The sequence below is a fragment of the Brenneria nigrifluens DSM 30175 = ATCC 13028 genome (genome assembly GCF_005484965.1).
Classification (GTDB): domain Bacteria; phylum Pseudomonadota; class Gammaproteobacteria; order Enterobacterales; family Enterobacteriaceae; genus Brenneria; species Brenneria nigrifluens.
In genome coordinates, this window is record NZ_CP034036.1 from 2,642,404 (window position 1) to 2,659,457 (window position 17,054).

Below are 17,054 nucleotides of genomic sequence, written 5' to 3' on the forward strand. Positions count from 1 at the left end.
GGGGGTAGCTATGCAAAACATGAACGTATCGCTGAATGATCAAAACACAGTGGTTAACTCAAACGTCGCGCTGTTTGATTCTCAGTATCTGAACGCCATCAGCGCATTCGCACAGATTATGGCTCAGGGGGCAGCTACAGTCCCCGCCCACTTGCAGGGCAATCAAGCTGACTGCATGGCAGTGGCAATGCAAGCCGCGCAGTGGCAGATGAACCCGTTTGCGGTCGCGCAGAAAACACATCTGATTAATGGCGTGCTGGGTTATGAAGCGCAACTGGTTAACGCGGTGATTTCGCGCAGCGGCGTTTTGTCCAACCGGTTTGAATACGAATGGTTTGGCCCCTGGGAAAAAATTATCGGGCGCTTTGCGATCCGTAAAAACGATAAAGGGAAAGAATACCGGGTTCCTGGCTGGAGTCTGGCCGATGAGGAAGGTATTGGGATCAGGATACGGGCGACGCTAAAGGGTGAAGATTCCCCGCGCGAGTTGGAATTGTTTCTTGCCCAGGCTCGCGTACGAAACTCCACGTTATGGGCTGACGACCCCCGCCAGCAGTTGGCATACTTGGCTGTAAAACGTTGGTCCCGGCTTTACTGCCCAGATGTGATCCTGGGCGTGTACACGCCTGATGAGCTCGAAGAACGGAATGAAAAGGACATCACGCCGGCAAATACGGCACACGTTAGTTTGAAAGAGATTGCCGAATCAGCAGCCCCCGGCGGACCGGAAACCACGTCACCCGCGCAGGATTCCGCAAGCAATATTGATGCGCTGGCCGATGAGTTTCGTAATCAGATTGATAACGCTAATGACGTGGATCAGGCCAAGGCCATTCGTGCAGATATAGAGACGCAAAAATCAGCCCTCGGCGCCGCGCTATTCACCGAGTTGAAAAACAAGGCTGTGCAGCGTTATCACTTGGTCAATGCCCGCAACAGTATCGAAGCGGAGATCAACTCCCTGCCTCGACCTGACGAACCCGGGGCGACGGAAAGATTCGCTGCGCTGGAAAAGAAATTGGCCGCGGCAAAGCGCCACCTCGGCGACGAGCTGTACGATCAGTTCAGTATCACTCTGTGCGATATGAAGCCGGAATATATCGCCAGTTAAGATCCCGGGAGGCTCTCGCCTCCCACACCAAACTGATATTAGAAAATCTAAATCACCGAAAATAATTGAGTAACGTAATGAGGCACCCATGGGAAAACTCATCACACTGAACGAATGGTGCGATCGTCACTATTCGGGCAACCAACCAACAATACAAACTTTGCAGCGTTGGGCCAGAGCCGGGAAGATTTATCCCGCCCCGGAAAAGCATGGGCGAGAATATCGCGTACGCGAGGACGCCGTATTTATCAACCCTAAAGACTATAAGTTATCCCGCCGAATAATCGCGGAAAACAGAGGTTTTAATTCGGATCTTGTGAGGAAGGTTATCAATGGCAAAAAGGCCAGCGAGGTATGATGCCAACCTGCCGAAGAATTTAACGTATAGGCGTCGTGAAAAATCATTCTATTGGCGTAATCCATTAACCGATCAAGAATTCTCTTTAGGACGAATATCACGCAAGGACGCAATCGGGCAGGCTATAGAAGCAAATCATTATATTGAACAAAATTATGCTCCTATTGTTTTGCTGGAGAAACTACAAGACACAAAAGATGTTGTTATTACTATTGCTGAATGGCTGGAGCGTTACGATGTAATTATCAAGAGACGAGATTTGGCAGAAAATACTTATAAGATCCGATCTGGTCAGATAACGACAATTCGACAAGCGTTTGGGGATAAGGCTTTAAAAGACGTCACAACAAAGGATATAGCAGGATTTCTGGAGATATATTTTAAGCAAGGCAAGCTATCAATGGCGGGAGGTTTGCGCGCCGTTCTCTCTGATATTTTTCGCGAAGCTATTGTTGAAGGACATATAGAAAATAATCCCGTAGCGCCAACCAGAGTCCCAGCCAGTGAAGTAAAGCGGGAGCGCTTAGAACTGGAACAGTATATAGCCATTCGCCAAGCCGCCAAACATCAGCCAGCATGGTTTGGCCTATCTATGGATCTGGCTCTTGTCACGGGACAACGGCGAGAGGATGTCACTCAGATGCGCTTCAGCCATATCATTGATGGATGTTTGCTCGTCGAGCAAGGTAAGACGGGTAACAAGCTGGCATTACCAATGGATTTAGGACTAAAGGCTATCGGCCCCACTCTTGGAGACGTCATAGAACAGTGCCGGATAGCCAGCAAGTCCGATTACTTAATTAGCGCCGGCGTCAGAAAAAACAGCCCTGACGGGATGATAAATCCCGACAGCCTCACGAAAGGGTTTGTCAAAGCGAGGAAAGCCACGGGCATCAGTTTTGATGATAGCCCGCCTCCCTTTCATGAGATAAGAAGCCTTGCTGGCCGGCTCTACGAAAAGGAACGAGGAAAAGAGTTTGCTCAGAAGCTACTCGGCCACAAATCAGCCAAAATGACAGAAAAATACCTAGATACAAGAGGGAAAGAATACACTTATCTGTAAAAAACCGAATATCGATTTTCGGGGGAATTTCGGGATTTTTCGGGATCACTAAAATAAAATAATTAAATATCAATAAGTTAAAAAAAGACCGAATACGATTCCTGTATCCGGTCTAGGGAAATGGCTCTTGGGAGAGAGCCGTGCGCTAAAAGTTGGCATTTATACAAGCTGAACAAGCCTTGTCACCTAAGCGTAGCCAACTCCCTTGCATTTTCCAGTTTTCGTTCATTTGCAATTATCAAAAATGGAACAGAATTCACACCTTATCGCAACCATTAAAAGCCGGTAAATTAACATTTAATCAAGAAATCAATCACTTTATGACTTAGCATCCGGATCGCAGAGCTGTTCGGCCCGTTCGACAAAAGGCTGTAAGCTTTTCTTCTGCCCGGGTTGCTTGGGGTCATCCAACCAGATGGCGTCTATCGGCTGGGCATTGACCATACCGGCTTTCATTTGCGCAGTAGCGGCCTCGTTAAGAGGATATTGCATCAACGTCCCGGTATGCAGGGCATACAGCGCTTTGCCTGGCCGGCAAATAAGCTGAACCTCTTCCCGCGTGAACGCCCAGGCTTCTCCGTATTGCAAACGGCTTATATTCGCCAGCCTGGCGGCGGAAAAGGCATTCACGGACAGTGAAGCGAGAATCAGCAATAACAATAATTTCTTCATCATGTTGTTCCTGAGCACGATTATTCAGGCGCTTACGCCCCGTTGCAGCGGCACGATTATCCAGCTCGAAAGCAGAATTCATACCATATAAAACAGAGGGTTACTATATAGCCGCTAGCGGCGATCATAACGATAGTGCCGCATGAAGTCGAGGGGGAAAGTATAACGTTAAGGTTGCGTCACGGCAGGACAATGCGCTCGTTCAACCGATACGCATTGCCGCTATGCCGGGGTTTCGGTCAGCCTGAAGAACTCAGGCCGTTGCGCCAGTGGAGACATTTGCCGCCATTTTTTTCAGATCCTGATCGATAAAGAACAGACCGCCTTCGCTGGTATTGACCAGGGCCAGTTTATCCAGGATAGATCTGAACAGTTTTTCTTCTTCATGCTGTTCGGCCACATACCATTGCAGGAAGTTAAACGTCGAATAATCCTGTAGCGCCATTGCGGCGTGGGCCAGTTGGTTAATTTTGCCGGTGATCAGTTGCTCATGTTCATAGGTGAGTTTGAATACGTCTGCCAGCGACGTAAACTCTACCGGCGGTGCGGCAATAGCGCCTAATATCGGCATACTGCCGGTGTCATCCAGATAGTTGAACAGACGCTGCATATGCTCCATCTCTTCCTGAGAATGGGTTTTCAAAAATGCGGAAGCGCCTTCAAAGCCTTTATCGCCGCACCAGGCGCTCATCTGTAAATATAAATTAGCGGAATAAAACTCCAGGTTAAGCTGCTCGTTCAATTTTTCGATCATTTCTTTTTTTAACATAGTCATTCCTTATTTCTCAGGCAGGTAAATGCATCTTACGCTTATTATGCCTGAATAATAAAAATAAAAACATCTCATTAACCAAATTAACAAGTAATTATTTTTTCGTTTTAAATCATATAATTAAATATTGTTTAATTGATACTAATTTTCATTTTCAATAAATAATTTGTTATTGTTATTGAGAATTATTTTTATTATCACAAAGAATGGAAAATATAATTGAACCCGTTTTGTGTCCACGACTGTCAGGCAGCATCTTGCCATTTTCCCGGCGCTGTTTTACCTTGACGCACAGAATACGGTAATCGATATGCAGGAGAAAACCACATGGGACATAATTTGGCCGATCTGCCCAAAGAAGAGATGGACAAGATTAATGTGGATCTGGCCGCGTCGGGCGTTGCCTTTAAAGAACGCTATAACATGCCGGTTATCCCTGAGGTGGTAGAGCGGGAACAGCCGGAGCATCTGCGCGGTTATTTCCGTGAGCGCGTCGGCTTTTACCGCCAGCGGTCGCTACAGTTCTCACGCCTGCCCTATGAGCCTAAATCCAAATAGCGTCCGCCGGCGACACATTTCATCGCGATAAAAAATATTTTATCCTTGCATATGGCACCAAACAAGCGGTTAATGGGTTGGTAAGCCAACCTTTTACCAAGCGAGGTCAGAAATGAGTAAAGGAATGGACAGCAAAAAGAACAGCAAGAAAAAACCGCTGAAAACCGCCGTTGAAAAGCGCGCGGACAAAAAGGCCAAGAAAGCGCAGCCACAGGCGGATATCACCTAAAAGCCAACAATGCTGATCGGTAAACCCGCATTACAGCGGGTTTACTCTCACCACCTCAATCGATTTCAAGCACCATCAGCAAGAACGCATACTCCAGCGCAATATCCTCATAATGTTTGAAGCGTCCAGACTTTCCGCCGTGCCCGGCATCCATATCGGTATACAGCAGCAAAAAACGCTGATCGGTTTTTATTTCCCGCAGCTTGGCCACCCATTTTGCCGGTTCCCAATACTGAACCTGCGAGTCATGCAATCCGGTGGTAACCAGCATATGCGGATAGCCCTGAGCGGTTACCCCGTCGTACGGGCTGTATTGCCTGATATAGTCATAATAGCGACGATCGTTCGGATTCCCCCACTCTTCATACTCACCGGTGGTTAGCGGGATGGACTCGTCCAGCATGGTGGTTAGTACGTCGACAAACGGCACCTGCGCGACGACGCCTTTAAACAGATCCGGCGCAAAATTCACCACCGCGCCCATCAATAAGCCACCCGCGCTGCCGCCCATGGCGAACATTTTTTGCCGATCGCCATAACCCTTGTCGGCCAGCGCCTGCGATACATCGATAAAGTCGGTAAACGAATGCATTTTATTCAGCAATCGTCCGTCGTCATACCACTGCTGCCCCAGTTCGCCGCCGCCGCGAATATGCGTCAGCGCAAAGACAAACCCACGGTCCAGCAGGCTAAGCCGGCTGACGCTGAAATCCGCATCCATGCTGCTGCCATAGGCGCCATAGCCGTAGACCAGAATGGGATTTTGGCCGGGTTTGAAATGTTCGCGGTGATAGACCAGGGAGACCGGGACTTCAACGCCGTCGCGGGCGGTAATCCACAAACGTTCGCTGCAATAATTATCCGCGCTAAAGTCCTTCACTTCCGCCTGTTTGAGCAACCGTTGCCGGCCGGTATCCATATTCAATTCAAAGAGCGAACTCGGGGTGGTCATGGACGCGTAGCCGTAGCGCAGCAGCGCGGTTTCCGGCGTTGGGTTATACGACAGCCAGGTAACGTAGCTGGCGTCATTGAAGGTGATGTTTTTCTCTTCCCGCGTCTGCCAGTTAATTTGCCGCAGGCTGGTAAGTCCCCGCTCCCTTTCCTCCACCACCAGCCAGTCGCGAAACAGCTCGAAACCTTCAATAACGCGCTGCTCCCGCGGCGCAATCAGCGTTTCCAGGCTACCTTCCCCTGCTTCCAGCGTTCGATACAGACCAAAGTTTTTTCCTTCCCGGTTGGAGCGCAGGTAAAAGGCGTCCCGATAGTGGTCGACGCCATACTCGTGATCTTTACGCCGGGGGATAAACACCTGCGGCGCGGCGTCATGGCGCGCCGCGTCGATCAGCAGCACCTCGGTTGTGGTGGTGCTGCTAAGGTAAACGATGATATAACGTTCCGAGGTCGTCTTGCCCAGGCTGACGTAATAGGTATCATCCTTCTCCTCATACACCAGTTCATCGGCCGCCGGATCGTTTCCCAGCCGATGGCGATAAACCTGATACGGCAATAAGGTTTGCGGATGTTTGCGCACGTAATAAAGCATGCCGGAGTCAGCCGACCACTCCGCCCCGGAGGAGACCTTTTCAATAACGTCGGGCAACCACTCGCCGCTGCGCAGATCGCGAAACCGAATGTCGTACTGCCGGCGGGACAGAAAATCCTCCGACAACACCAACAGCTGATTATCCGGGCTAACCTCCAGCGTCCCCAGGCTATAAAACTCATGATTCTCCGCCCGCTGATTGCCGTCCAGCAGCGTCTCCCATTCATCCGTCACGCTTTCGGGCTGGCGACGATAGATGGGATATTCTTTGCCCGGCTCATAGCGGCTCTGGTAACGGTAACCCTTTCTGACGTAGGGAACCGACATATCCTCCGATGGTATCCGGTTGACCATTTCGTCATACAACGACTGTTTCAGCCCGTCATAAGGCGCCATCACCTCGCGGCTGTAGCGGTTCTCCTGATGCAGATAGGCCAGCACGTCAGGATCGCTACGCTGGTCGTCGCGCAGCCAATAGTAGTTATCGATGCGTGTATCATTATGAACGGTCAGCGGATGGGGTCTTTTTGCTGCTTGCGGTGCTGTCATGTTATTCAGGTCCTTGGTTCGTGAATAAAAAGAGTGGCACGATTCCCGTCCGATGCCAAGTCACGGCGGCGTTTTCCCTACCGCGCCGCATGGCCTCGGATGCGTACGCAAACGTTTTCGTTTATACTGCGCCCATTTTTCACAACCATATCGGGTATAGGCTATGTTAACGATTGGAACAGCCCTGCGCGCCGACGCCACGCGCGTGATGCTGCTTGGCTCCGGTGAGTTGGGCAAGGAAGTCGCCATTGAGTGTCAACGTTTGGGTATCGAGGTGATCGCCGTTGATCGCTACGCCGATGCGCCTGCCATGCAGGTTGCCCATCGCAGCCACGTCATTGATATGCTGGACGGCGCGGCGTTAAAGGCGTTGGTTGAATCCGAACGCCCTGATTATATCTTGCCCGAGATTGAGGCCATCGCCACCGATATGCTGGTGACGCTCGAACGGCAAGGCCATCGCGTGGTGCCCTGCGCGCAAGCAACCCGCCTGACGATGAATCGCGAGGGCATTCGCCGCCTGGCGGCCGAAACGCTGGGCGTGCCGACCTCAAGCTATCGCTTTGCCGACGACGAAACCGGCTTTCATCAGGCGGTGGCGGACATTGGCTACCCCTGTATCGTCAAGCCGGTGATGAGTTCATCTGGCAAAGGACAAAGTCTGCTGCGGGAATCCGGTCAGTTGGATAAGGCCTGGCGCTATGCCCAGCAGGGCGGGCGCGCCGGCGGCGGGCGGGTTATCGTTGAGGGATTAGTCGATTTTGATTTCGAAATCACCCTGCTGACCATCCACGCGGTGGACGGTATTCACTTCTGCGCCCCCATCGGCCACCGTCAGGAGGACGGCGACTATCGCGAATCCTGGCAGCCACAGCAAATGAGCCCGCTGGCGCTGGAGCGGGCGCAAAAAATAGCCGCCGAGGTGGTAAAAGCGCTGGGTGGCTACGGGCTGTTCGGCGTGGAGCTGTTTGTCTGCGGCGACGAGGTTATTTTCAGCGAAGTCTCGCCGCGCCCCCATGATACCGGGATGGTGACGATGATCTCGCAGGATCTGTCAGAATTTGCCCTGCATGTGCGCGCCTTTCTCGGATTGCCGATCGGCGCCATTCGTCAATACGGCGCCGCGGCCTCCGCGGTGATTCTTCCGGAGCTGGATAGCCGCAACGTGCGCTATCAGCGGCTGGAGAGCGCCTTGCTCCCCCACACCCAGATCCGCCTGTTCGGCAAACCGGAAATCAGCGGCAAACGCCGGATGGGCGTGGCGCTGGCAAGCGCGCAAACCAGCGACGATGCCGTTGCGCTGGCGAAAAAAACCGCGGCGGCGGTGAAGGTCAGCGGTTAAGCTCTGTCGAGTCGGTATAAAGCCATCCGCGTGGATGGCTTTATACCGTCGGCAACCTTGTCTTATTATCCTTTCGCCCCGGCTACCGCTTCACGCGCCAGTTCGGTGATACGCGCATAATCGCCGCTTTCCAGCGCATCGTTCGGCACCAGCCAGGAGCCGCCGACGCACAGTACGCTTTTCAGCGCCAGATAATCACGGTAGTTGTTGGGCGTAATCCCCCCGGTGGGACAGAAGCGAATTTGCGCGAACGGCCCGGCGATCGCCTGTAACGCTTTAACGCCGCCGTTGGCTTCCGCCGGGAAGAATTTAAACTCGCGTAAACCGTAATCCATCCCCAGCATCAGTTCAGAGACGGTGCTGATCCCCGGGATCAGCGGGATGCTGCCCTCCGTTGCCGCCCGCAGCAACGGTTCCGTCAGTCCCGGACTGATGGCGAATTGCGCCCCGGCCTCGGTTACCGCGGCCAGCTGTTGCGGATTGGTTACCGTACCGGCGCCAACAATCGCTTCAGGCACCGCTTTGGCAATAGCGCGGATAGCGTCTACGGCGCAGTCGGTGCGCAATGTCAGCTCCAGAACGCGAACGCCGCCGGCAACCAGGGCTTTTGCCATCGGCACCGCATGTTCCAGCTTGTTGACCACGATAACGGGAACCACGGGGCCCGCCGTCAAAATTTGTTCCGCGCTCGTTTGCCAGTTTTTCATCAAGAGTTATCTCCAGTCATGCCCGCAGGCACCATTAACGATATAGCGCGCCCCTGCCACAGGGGTCTGCATTAGCAGCAGACATCCGACCGCACCGTTAGTCACACCGATATAAAACCGCTATTCAAATTCGTTCCAGGAACGCCCGTCGCGGGTGATCATCGCCACCGACGCCACCGGCCCCCAGGTGCCGGCCTGATAAGGCTTGGGCGCGTCGTTGTCCATCGACCAGGCATCCATAATCGAATCAACCCACTTCCAGGCTTCCTCTACTTCATCACGGCGCACGAACAGCGCCTGGATGCCGCGCATGGTTTCCAGCAACAGCCGCTCGTAGGCGTCCGCCAGATGCTGCTGATTAAACGTCTCGGAGAAGCTCAGATCCAGCTTCACCGTCTGCAAACGGTGTTTGTGCTCCAGGCCGGGAATTTTATTCAGGATCTGAATTTCAATGCCCTCATCCGGCTGCAGGCGGATAATCAGTTTGTTCTGCGGCAGTTGCTGATAGGAGTCGCGGAACAGGTTCAGCGCCGGGTTTTTAAAGTACACCACCACTTCGGAACATTTGGTTGGCAGGCGTTTACCGGTACGCAGGTAAAAAGGCACGCCCGACCAGCGCCAGTCATCGATATCGACACGGATCGAGACAAAGGTTTCCGTATCGCTGATTTTATTCGCCCCTTCCTCTTCCAGATAGCCCGGCACTTTTTTGCCCTGAACAAATCCCGCCGTATACTGGCCGCGCACGGTGGTTTCATGCACGTTGCTGCGATCGATACGGCGCAAGGAGCGCAATACTTTCACTTTTTCATCACGGATGCGATCGGTTGTCAGGTCGGAAGGCGGCGACATGGCAATCATGGTCAGAATCTGCAGCAGATGGTTCTGGATCATATCGCGCATCTGACCCGCTTTATCAAAATAGCCCCAGCGCCCTTCGATGCCCACCTCTTCGGCCACCGTGATTTGTACGTGGTCGATCGTCCGGTTATCCCAGTTGGCGGAGAACAGCGAGTTGGCAAAACGCAGCGCCAGCAGGTTCAGCACCGTCTCTTTGCCTAAATAGTGGTCGATACGGTAAACCTGGCACTCGTCAAAATACTCGGCGACCCGATCGTTAATCACCCGCGAGGAGGCCAAATCCGTTCCCAGCGGTTTTTCCATCACCACGCGCGACGGCTCTTTGTTCAGCCCCGCGGCGCCCAGTCCCCGGCAGATAGCCCCAAACGTACTGGGCGGCATGGCGAAGTAGTTAATGGTGGTGCGATTTTTCTGGTCGAGCATTTTGCCCAGTTTGCTAAACCCTGGCGTATCTTCAACATCGAGATTGCAGAATTCCAACCGTGCGCTTAACGTTTGCCATAGCGCCTCGTCAATGGGTTCTTTCATAAACGTATCCAGCGCATCGCGAATGATGCGGGTATATTCCGCTTTATCCCATTCGGCCCGCCCGACGCCAATGATCCGCGTTTCCGGATGGATATGACCCGCTTTTTCCAACTGGTACAGGGAGGGCAGCAATTTACGGCGCGCCAAATCGCCCTTCGCGCCGAAAATAACCAGGTCGCATGCCTGAGCCGTTGAAGTTACCGCCATGTTCATCTCCTCGTTGCAGGATACTGTAATTTTATTACAGCAGTAATGTACTCTTTTTAACTCCGGGCAGTAAACCCGTCCCCCCAGGCAGAATTCGGTTTAAACTGACTGAACGCCGCAAAAAAAACTGGCTTGCAAGCATGACGAAAGCGCATGCTGCCTATGGCGGGAAGAGAAATTTTTCACCGTTTCTGACAACAGATTACTTTTCTGAAAGTTAGACACATGTCATGTTCTGGCAAAAAAAGCGCGCGACTTGACGTTACGCCCGCTGCCAACCGCTACAGGGTCGTAGTATATTTCACGAAATCCGCATCGGTTGCTTCTTTAGCTGAAATAGGAAAAATTCACATGGACTTCGTCATATGAATATGCTGGAAAAAATTCAGAGTCGCCTGGAAATTCTGAGCAAATCGGAAAGAAAAGTCGCTGAAGTGATCCTGAGCGCGCCGCAAACGGCAATCCATTCGAGTATTGCAACCCTGGCCAGAATGGCGGTGGTGAGCGAGCCCACCGTCAACCGTTTTTGCCGCCGTCTTGAAACCAAAGGCTTTCCTGATTTTAAACTGCATCTGGCGCAAAGTCTGGCGAATGGCACACCTTATGTGAATCGCAACGTCGAAGAAGATGATAGTGTTGACTCCTATACCAGCAAAATTTTTGAATCGACGATGGCCGGTCTGGAGCATGTGAAATCCTGTCTGGATATTGCCGCGGTTAACCGGGCGGTGGACCTGCTTACCCAGGCGAAGAAGATCTCCTTCTTCGGTTTTGGCGCCTCGGCGGCGGTCGCCCATGACGCTATGAACAAGTTCTTCCGCTTCAATATTCCCGTGGTCTACTTTGACGACATCGTGATGCAACGCATGAGCTGCATGAACTCCAGCGAGGGGGATGTCGTGGTGCTTATTTCACACACCGGAAGGACCAAGGGCCTGGTCGAGATGGCGCGGCTGGCGCGCGAGAACGACGCCACGGTGATCGCCATTACCTCCGCGGCAACGCCTTTGGCACATGAAGCCTCTCTGGCGCTGCGGGTCGATGTCCCGGAGGATACGGATGTTTATATGCCGATGGTATCCCGCATTGCGCAACTTACGCTGATCGACGTGCTGGCCACCGGCTTCACGCTGCGGCGCGGAGCAAAATTCAGAGATAACTTGAAGCGAGTCAAAGAAGCGCTGCGGGAATCACGCTTTGATAAAGGGGAAGGTTTTAGCAACCCTTTCAGCTGATTTTTTAACGCTTAACGTATTTTATTATCAAGTTATAATCGATTGGCATAAGAGATATAATAACCATAAACGGACCAGACTCAATACGGAATTCGGGTAACTCAGATGAAATAGTTTGGTTGTAAAGTTACACTTTACCCTGTTACCTGACATTAATCGCACCACTACTGCTTCACCAGTCAACGGAGTTATACATGTCCAGACGGCTCAGAAGAACCAAAATCGTCACTACCCTGGGGCCAGCTACGGACCGCGACAATAATCTGGAAAAGATCATTGCCGCAGGCGCTAACGTAGTACGCCTGAATTTTTCTCACGGCACAGCAGAAGACCATCAATTACGTGCCGATAAAGTGCGTGAAATTGCGGCAAGATTAGGCCGCCATGTTGCCATTCTTGGCGATTTGCAGGGACCCAAAATCCGCGTCTCCACCTTTAAGGAAGGTAAAATTTTCCTCAATATCGGGGATAAATTCCTGTTGGACGCCAATTTGTCCAAAGGCGACGGCGATAAAGAAAAAGTCGGTATCGATTATAAAGGTCTGCCCGGCGACGTTGTTACCGGCGATATTCTGCTGTTGGACGACGGCCGCGTACAATTGAAAGTCCTTCAGGTTGAAGGCATGAAAGTTTATACCGAAGTTACCGTCGGCGGGCCGCTGTCCAACAACAAAGGGATAAACAAGCTCGGCGGCGGGCTTTCCGCCGAAGCGCTGACGGAAAAAGATAAGCAAGATATCCTTACCGCGGCAAAAATCGGCGTTGACTATCTGGCGGTCTCCTTCCCCCGCACCGGAGAGGATCTGAATTACGCCCGCCGGCTGGCGCGCGACGCCGGCTGTCATGCGAAAATCGTCTCCAAGGTTGAACGGGCGGAAGCGGTTGCCTCCGATGAGGCCATGGACGACATTATTCTGGCTTCCGATGTGGTTATGGTGGCGCGCGGTGATTTGGGCGTTGAAATCGGCGATCCCGAACTGGTTGGTATTCAGAAGAAACTTATCCGCCGCGCCCGTAAGCTCAACCGAGTGGTGATCACCGCCACACAGATGATGGAATCCATGATCACCAATCCGATGCCGACGCGCGCCGAGGTTATGGACGTGGCCAACGCCGTGCTGGACGGCACCGATGCCGTGATGCTTTCCGCGGAAACCGCCGCGGGGCAGTATCCGGCTGAAACGGTGGAGGCGATGGCCAAGGTTTGCCTTGGCGCGGAAAAGATCCCCAGCATCAACGTCTCCAAACATCGGCTTGATACGCAGTTCGATAATACGGAAGAGTCAATCGCCATGTCGGCGATGTACGCCGCTAACCATCTGAAAGGGGTGACGGCGCTGATCGCCATGACGGAATCGGGGCGCACCGCGCTGATGATGTCGCGTATCAGTTCCGGCCTGCCCATTTTCGCCATGTCGCGCCATGAGCACACGCTGAATCTGGCCGCGCTTTATCGCGGCGTTACGCCGGTCCATTTCGACAGCTATACCGACGGCGTCGCCGCCGCCAATGATGCGGTGATCCGGCTGCGCGACAAGGGATTCCTGATGTCCGGAGATCTGGTTATTGTCACCCAGGGTGACGTGATGGGTACGGTTGGCACCACCAACACCATCCGCATTCTGCGCGTGGAATAACCGACGGCACGCCTGATGCTGATACGCGTTTAGATAAAAACCGGACGGTTCGCCCCGTCCGGTTTTTTTTATTTCACTGCGCCATATTTGGCCCGTTTAATTATCCTGGCATAGGCGTCTTTATATACAGGGTCAAGCGCGCTGTATTCGATATAGCCTGGCGGATAAAAGCGCAAAAACTAATCGCGGTAAAGATCGTCCCGGCGATAAGGTTCAATTTCTCCCGGCTTGCGGGTTTTCAGCAATTTCAAAATCCAGGTGTATTGCTCGGGGTGCGGTCCGACAAAGATTTCTATTTCCTCGTTCATACGCCGGGCAATGTAGTCATCCCCGGCGTCGGCCAGATCGCTCATCGGCGGGCGGATAAACACCTCCAGACAGCACTCTTTGGCATTATATACCGGGAACAGCGGCACAATATCGGCACGGCACACCTTCATCAGGCGGCCGACCACGGGCAACGTCGCCTTATAGGTGGCAAAAAAATCGACAAATTCGCTGTACTCCTGGCCGTGGTCCTGATCGGGAAGGTAATATCCCCAATATCCCTGGCGCACAGAGCTGATAAAAGGTTTGATGCCATCGTTGCGGGCGTGCATATGTCCGCCAAAGCGGCGACGCAGTCTGTTCCACCAGTAGTCCACCAGCGCGTTTTTCTGGTTGTGGAACATGGCGGCCATAAGTTGCCCGCGGGAACTAAGCAGCATTGCCGGAATATCCACCGCCCAACCATGCGGCACCAGAAAAATCACATTCCTGCCCTGCTCCTTCAACTGATTCAAAATCTCTTCACCGTGCCAGCGGACATGTTTTTCCACCGTTTCGGGAGCGCGTAGCCCTACTTCCACCATCATGACCATCGCCTGCGGTGCGGTGGCAAACATATTGTCGATGATAGTTTCGCGCTGGGCCTCGCTTAACTCCGGCATGCAGTACAGCAGGTTAATGCGGGCGCGCCGGCGAGCGCCCTTGGCCAGTCGCCCGACCAAACGGCCTAATCCGCCCACAACAGGATTTCTCAAACCGGCAGGCACATAGGCGATGAGCGCCATGACCCCGATACCCAGCCAGGTGCCCCAGTATCGTGGATGATAAAAAGCCTTCTGGAACTGAGGAATAAACTCAGCGCGCGTTTTTTGCTCTTTTTCCATACATCAACTCTTCAGATAAATTATGGATAGCTCGCCATTATTATCGCCGTCGCGTCGCAGAAAGCGACAAAGAGCGCAGCAGCCCATAAATAAAAACGCCGGCGGCGCAGGGCCACCGGCTAAAAACTCGCCGTCAGAAATTAATCAAACTTAAGCTGCGGAACAACCTCTTTCACCTGCGCCAGATAATCACGACGCTCTTTACCGGCCAGGCCTTCAGAACGCGGCAGTTGAGCCGTTAATGGGTTGACCGCCTGCTGGTTTACCCAGAATTCATAGTGCAGGTGCGGCCCGGTAGAGCGCCCGGTATTGCCGGATAAGCCAATGCGATCGCCGCGTTTAACTTTTTGCCCCGGCTTCACCAGGATGCGGTTCAGGTGCATATAACGCGTGGTGTACTGGCGACCGTGACGGATCGCCACATAGTTACCCGCCGCGCCGCTGCGCTTGGCTATGACCACTTCCCCATCGCCGACGGCCAGCACCGGCGAACCCACCGGCATCGCAAAATCAACGCCTTTATGCGGCGCGACGCGACCGGTAACGGGATTGAGACGGCGAGGATTGAAATTAGAGGAGATACGGAACTGTTTCATGGTGGGGAAACGCATAAACCCGCGCGTCAAGCCGGAACCTTCACGATCGTAGAATTTACCGTCTTCGGCGCGGATGGCGAAATAATCCTTACCGCCGGTATTCAGGCGAACGCCGAGCAGTTCGCTCTGTTCACTGCGGCCGTCCAGTATCTCGCGAGACAGCAGCACGGAGAAGGTATCATCTTTGCGCAGCTTGCGAAAATCCAGTTGCCATTGCAACGCCTTGATGACCGAGCTGACTTCACTGTTGGTTAAGCCTGCGTTTCTGGCGCTATTGACGAAACTGCCATTCAGCCGGCCATTCAGCACGCTGTTGCGCCATTCCCCCTTCAGCATTTCAATCCGTTCTTTAAAATCGGAACCGGCGCGTTCATAAATTCGGGTTTCACGGCGGGACATCTGCCAGGTCAGACTCTGCAATTCGCCGTTTTCCCCCAGCACCCAGGATATTTGCTGACCGATCTTGAGATTACGCAGATCGCGATTTTGTTCGGCAAGCCGGGTAACATCCGCGATATCGATGCCGTACTGGGTGAGAATGCTGCTTAACGTATCACCGGTTGAAACCACATACTCATGCACCCCGCCGTCATCAGCGACTTTATCATCCAGTTCATCCTGCGGAATTTCATCATCCGGCGTGGGCTGATCGATAGGCTCGCTGGCCTCCGGCGTCAGCGTGCTCAACTGCTGGCTGGCATCCAGAGCGATATCTTTCACTATCACCGGGGCATCATTAGCGGGGGGATAAACAAAAGGCCGCCAAACGGCGACGGCCAGTGTGATAACGGTAAGCGACCCCAGCATGACGCGGTGGGGTCTTGGTAAGCTGTTATACGCCAGAGCGATAGTTCGGACTATCTGCTGCACTTATTTCGCATCCTCATGATTTTTCCCTCAGGCAGCTCAGATACTGGCCCGACAGCTGTGACAGAAAATTCACATAGCTGTCTTTACCCAGTGCGATATCGCTTCCCAATGGATCCAGCACGCCCGAGCGCACGTCAGTTCCCTTGGCGACAGCATTAATAACGGCCGGCCTGAATTGTGGCTCAGCAAAAACACATACGGCTTTATGCTCAACCAACTGTGTTCGAATTTGATGTAAGCGCTGTGCGCCGGGTTGAATCGCCGGGTTGACGGTAAAATGGCCTAATGGGCTTAAACCATAGCGTTGCTCAAAGTAGCCATAGGCGTCATGAAAAACAAAATAACCCTTATCCCGCACAGGCGCTAGCATATTAGCAATTTTTTCATCTGTTTGCGCGATTTTATCTGTGAAATAAAGCAGATTCGCGTCTAATTTGTCTTTATTTTGAGGCATAAGTTCCAATAATTTTTCATGAATGGCGATCGCGGCCTGTTTTGCCATCTCCGGCGACAGCCAAATGTGCATATTGTACTCACCATGGTGATGCCCTTCGCTCTCTTCCTCATGCGCCGCTTCGGCCGTATGATGGTGCTCGGCCGCGTGCGATTCACCATCATGATGGTGATGCGAATCATCATGGTCGTCGCCCTCTTCGTGCCGATGCCCGGATTCTTTTACCAGTTGCGTCTTTAATGCCGGTAATTCAGCCAGAGTAATCTTCCGGGCCGGAGCAATCTGCGATAGCGGCTTGCCGAGAAAGGCTTCCATTTCCGGCCCCACCCAAATAATCAGCTCGGCGGATTGTAAACGCTGGACATCAGTCGGGCGCAGGGCATAATCATGGGGCGACGCGCCGTTGGGCAACAGCACTTCAGTTGGCGTAATGCCGTCCGTTATCGCCGAGGCGATAAAACCCAGCGGACGGATAGAGGCAACCACCGCGGCGCTAGCAGCGTTAATCGTCGCACCGGAAACCATCAGTGCGCTGGCAACAAACACACTTTTTAACCATTTATATTGTTGAATGGGCATTTGCATGTCATCTCATCGATTTAATGTGTAGT

At 52.8% G+C, this 17,054-nt stretch carries 15 protein-coding genes; 7 read left to right on the top strand and 8 right to left on the bottom strand.

Going from position 1 to position 17,054, the window contains the following annotated elements; all coding sequences use genetic code 11:
• Positions 1–10: 10 nt before the first annotated feature.
• The 3 genes from EH206_RS12465 to EH206_RS12475 all read left to right on the top strand — a co-directional run bounded on the left by EH206_RS12465 (position 11) and on the right by EH206_RS12475 (position 2,532).
• Positions 11–1,111, top strand: coding sequence for a RecT family recombinase (locus EH206_RS12465; RefSeq protein ID WP_009113121.1), 1,101 nt, complete (start codon positions 11–13; stop codon positions 1,109–1,111).
• Positions 1,112–1,199: 88 nt separating this feature from the next.
• A complete protein-coding gene (locus tag EH206_RS12470) occupies positions 1,200–1,469 on the top strand; it encodes an excisionase (RefSeq protein ID WP_009113122.1) in 270 nt (89 codons plus the stop codon).
• Positions 1,444–2,532: a tyrosine-type recombinase/integrase gene (locus EH206_RS12475; RefSeq protein WP_009113123.1), complete on the top strand. Its 1,089-nt coding sequence runs from the start codon at positions 1,444–1,446 to the stop codon at positions 2,530–2,532. The genes EH206_RS12470 and EH206_RS12475 overlap by 26 nt, the downstream gene beginning before the upstream one ends.
• A 318-nt stretch (positions 2,533–2,850) precedes the next feature.
• Here the strand turns inward: EH206_RS12475 and EH206_RS12480 are convergent, their stop codons facing one another.
• Positions 2,851–3,207 (bottom strand): YebY family protein, encoded by a 357-nt coding sequence (locus EH206_RS12480; protein WP_009113124.1) that lies wholly within the window; start codon positions 3,205–3,207, stop codon positions 2,851–2,853.
• Positions 3,208–3,457: 250 nt separating this feature from the next.
• Positions 3,458–3,973 carry a non-heme ferritin gene (ftnA, locus tag EH206_RS12485; protein ID WP_009113125.1) on the bottom strand — a complete coding sequence of 172 codons (516 nt, stop codon included), beginning with the start codon at positions 3,971–3,973 and terminating at the stop codon, positions 3,458–3,460.
• A gap of 330 nt (positions 3,974–4,303) precedes the next feature.
• On the opposite strand from ftnA, the gene EH206_RS12490 reads away from it, so the two are divergent.
• Positions 4,304–4,534, top strand: coding sequence for a DNA polymerase III subunit theta (locus EH206_RS12490; RefSeq protein WP_009113126.1), 231 nt, complete (start codon positions 4,304–4,306; stop codon positions 4,532–4,534).
• Between the two features lie 284 nt (positions 4,535–4,818).
• Here the strand turns inward: EH206_RS12490 and EH206_RS12495 are convergent, their stop codons facing one another.
• Complete coding sequence (locus EH206_RS12495) at positions 4,819–6,855, bottom strand: S9 family peptidase (RefSeq protein WP_009113128.1); 2,037 nt, start codon at positions 6,853–6,855, stop codon at positions 4,819–4,821.
• A gap of 163 nt (positions 6,856–7,018) precedes the next feature.
• Between EH206_RS12495 and purT the strand changes: the two genes are divergently transcribed.
• Positions 7,019–8,197 carry a formate-dependent phosphoribosylglycinamide formyltransferase gene (gene purT, locus EH206_RS12500; protein ID WP_009113129.1) on the top strand — a complete coding sequence of 393 codons (1,179 nt, stop codon included), beginning with the start codon at positions 7,019–7,021 and terminating at the stop codon, positions 8,195–8,197.
• 65 nt (positions 8,198–8,262) lie between these two features.
• On the opposite strand, the gene EH206_RS12505 is transcribed toward purT, so the two are convergent.
• Positions 8,263–8,904 carry a bifunctional 4-hydroxy-2-oxoglutarate aldolase/2-dehydro-3-deoxy-phosphogluconate aldolase gene (locus EH206_RS12505; protein ID WP_009113130.1) on the bottom strand — a complete coding sequence of 214 codons (642 nt, stop codon included), beginning with the start codon at positions 8,902–8,904 and terminating at the stop codon, positions 8,263–8,265.
• A gap of 120 nt (positions 8,905–9,024) precedes the next feature.
• Entirely contained in the window at positions 9,025–10,500 is a 1,476-nt protein-coding gene (gene zwf, locus EH206_RS12510; RefSeq protein ID WP_009113131.1) for a glucose-6-phosphate dehydrogenase, read from the bottom strand.
• A gap of 365 nt (positions 10,501–10,865) precedes the next feature.
• Here zwf and EH206_RS12515 point away from each other — a divergent pair, with 365 nt between their 5' ends.
• Together EH206_RS12515 and pyk are read left to right on the top strand one after the other, a co-directional pair.
• Positions 10,866–11,735 carry a MurR/RpiR family transcriptional regulator gene (locus EH206_RS12515; protein WP_009113132.1) on the top strand — a complete coding sequence of 290 codons (870 nt, stop codon included), beginning with the start codon at positions 10,866–10,868 and terminating at the stop codon, positions 11,733–11,735.
• A gap of 194 nt (positions 11,736–11,929) precedes the next feature.
• Complete coding sequence (pyk, locus tag EH206_RS12520) at positions 11,930–13,372, top strand: pyruvate kinase (protein ID WP_009113133.1); 1,443 nt, start codon at positions 11,930–11,932, stop codon at positions 13,370–13,372.
• Positions 13,373–13,551: 179 nt separating this feature from the next.
• Here pyk and lpxM read toward each other — a convergent pair whose 3' ends face one another.
• From lpxM to znuA, 3 genes are all read right to left on the bottom strand, one after another.
• Positions 13,552–14,523, bottom strand: coding sequence for a lauroyl-Kdo(2)-lipid IV(A) myristoyltransferase (lpxM, locus tag EH206_RS12525; RefSeq protein WP_009113134.1), 972 nt, complete (start codon positions 14,521–14,523; stop codon positions 13,552–13,554).
• 140 nt (positions 14,524–14,663) lie between these two features.
• Entirely contained in the window at positions 14,664–15,989 is a 1,326-nt protein-coding gene (mepM, locus tag EH206_RS12530; RefSeq protein ID WP_009113135.1) for a murein DD-endopeptidase MepM, read from the bottom strand.
• A 13-nt stretch (positions 15,990–16,002) separates the two neighbouring features.
• On the bottom strand, positions 16,003–17,028 hold the full coding sequence (znuA, locus tag EH206_RS12535; protein ID WP_009113136.1) for a zinc ABC transporter substrate-binding protein ZnuA: 1,026 nt from the start codon (positions 17,026–17,028) through the stop codon (positions 16,003–16,005).
• Between the last annotated feature and the right edge of the window lie 26 nt (positions 17,029–17,054).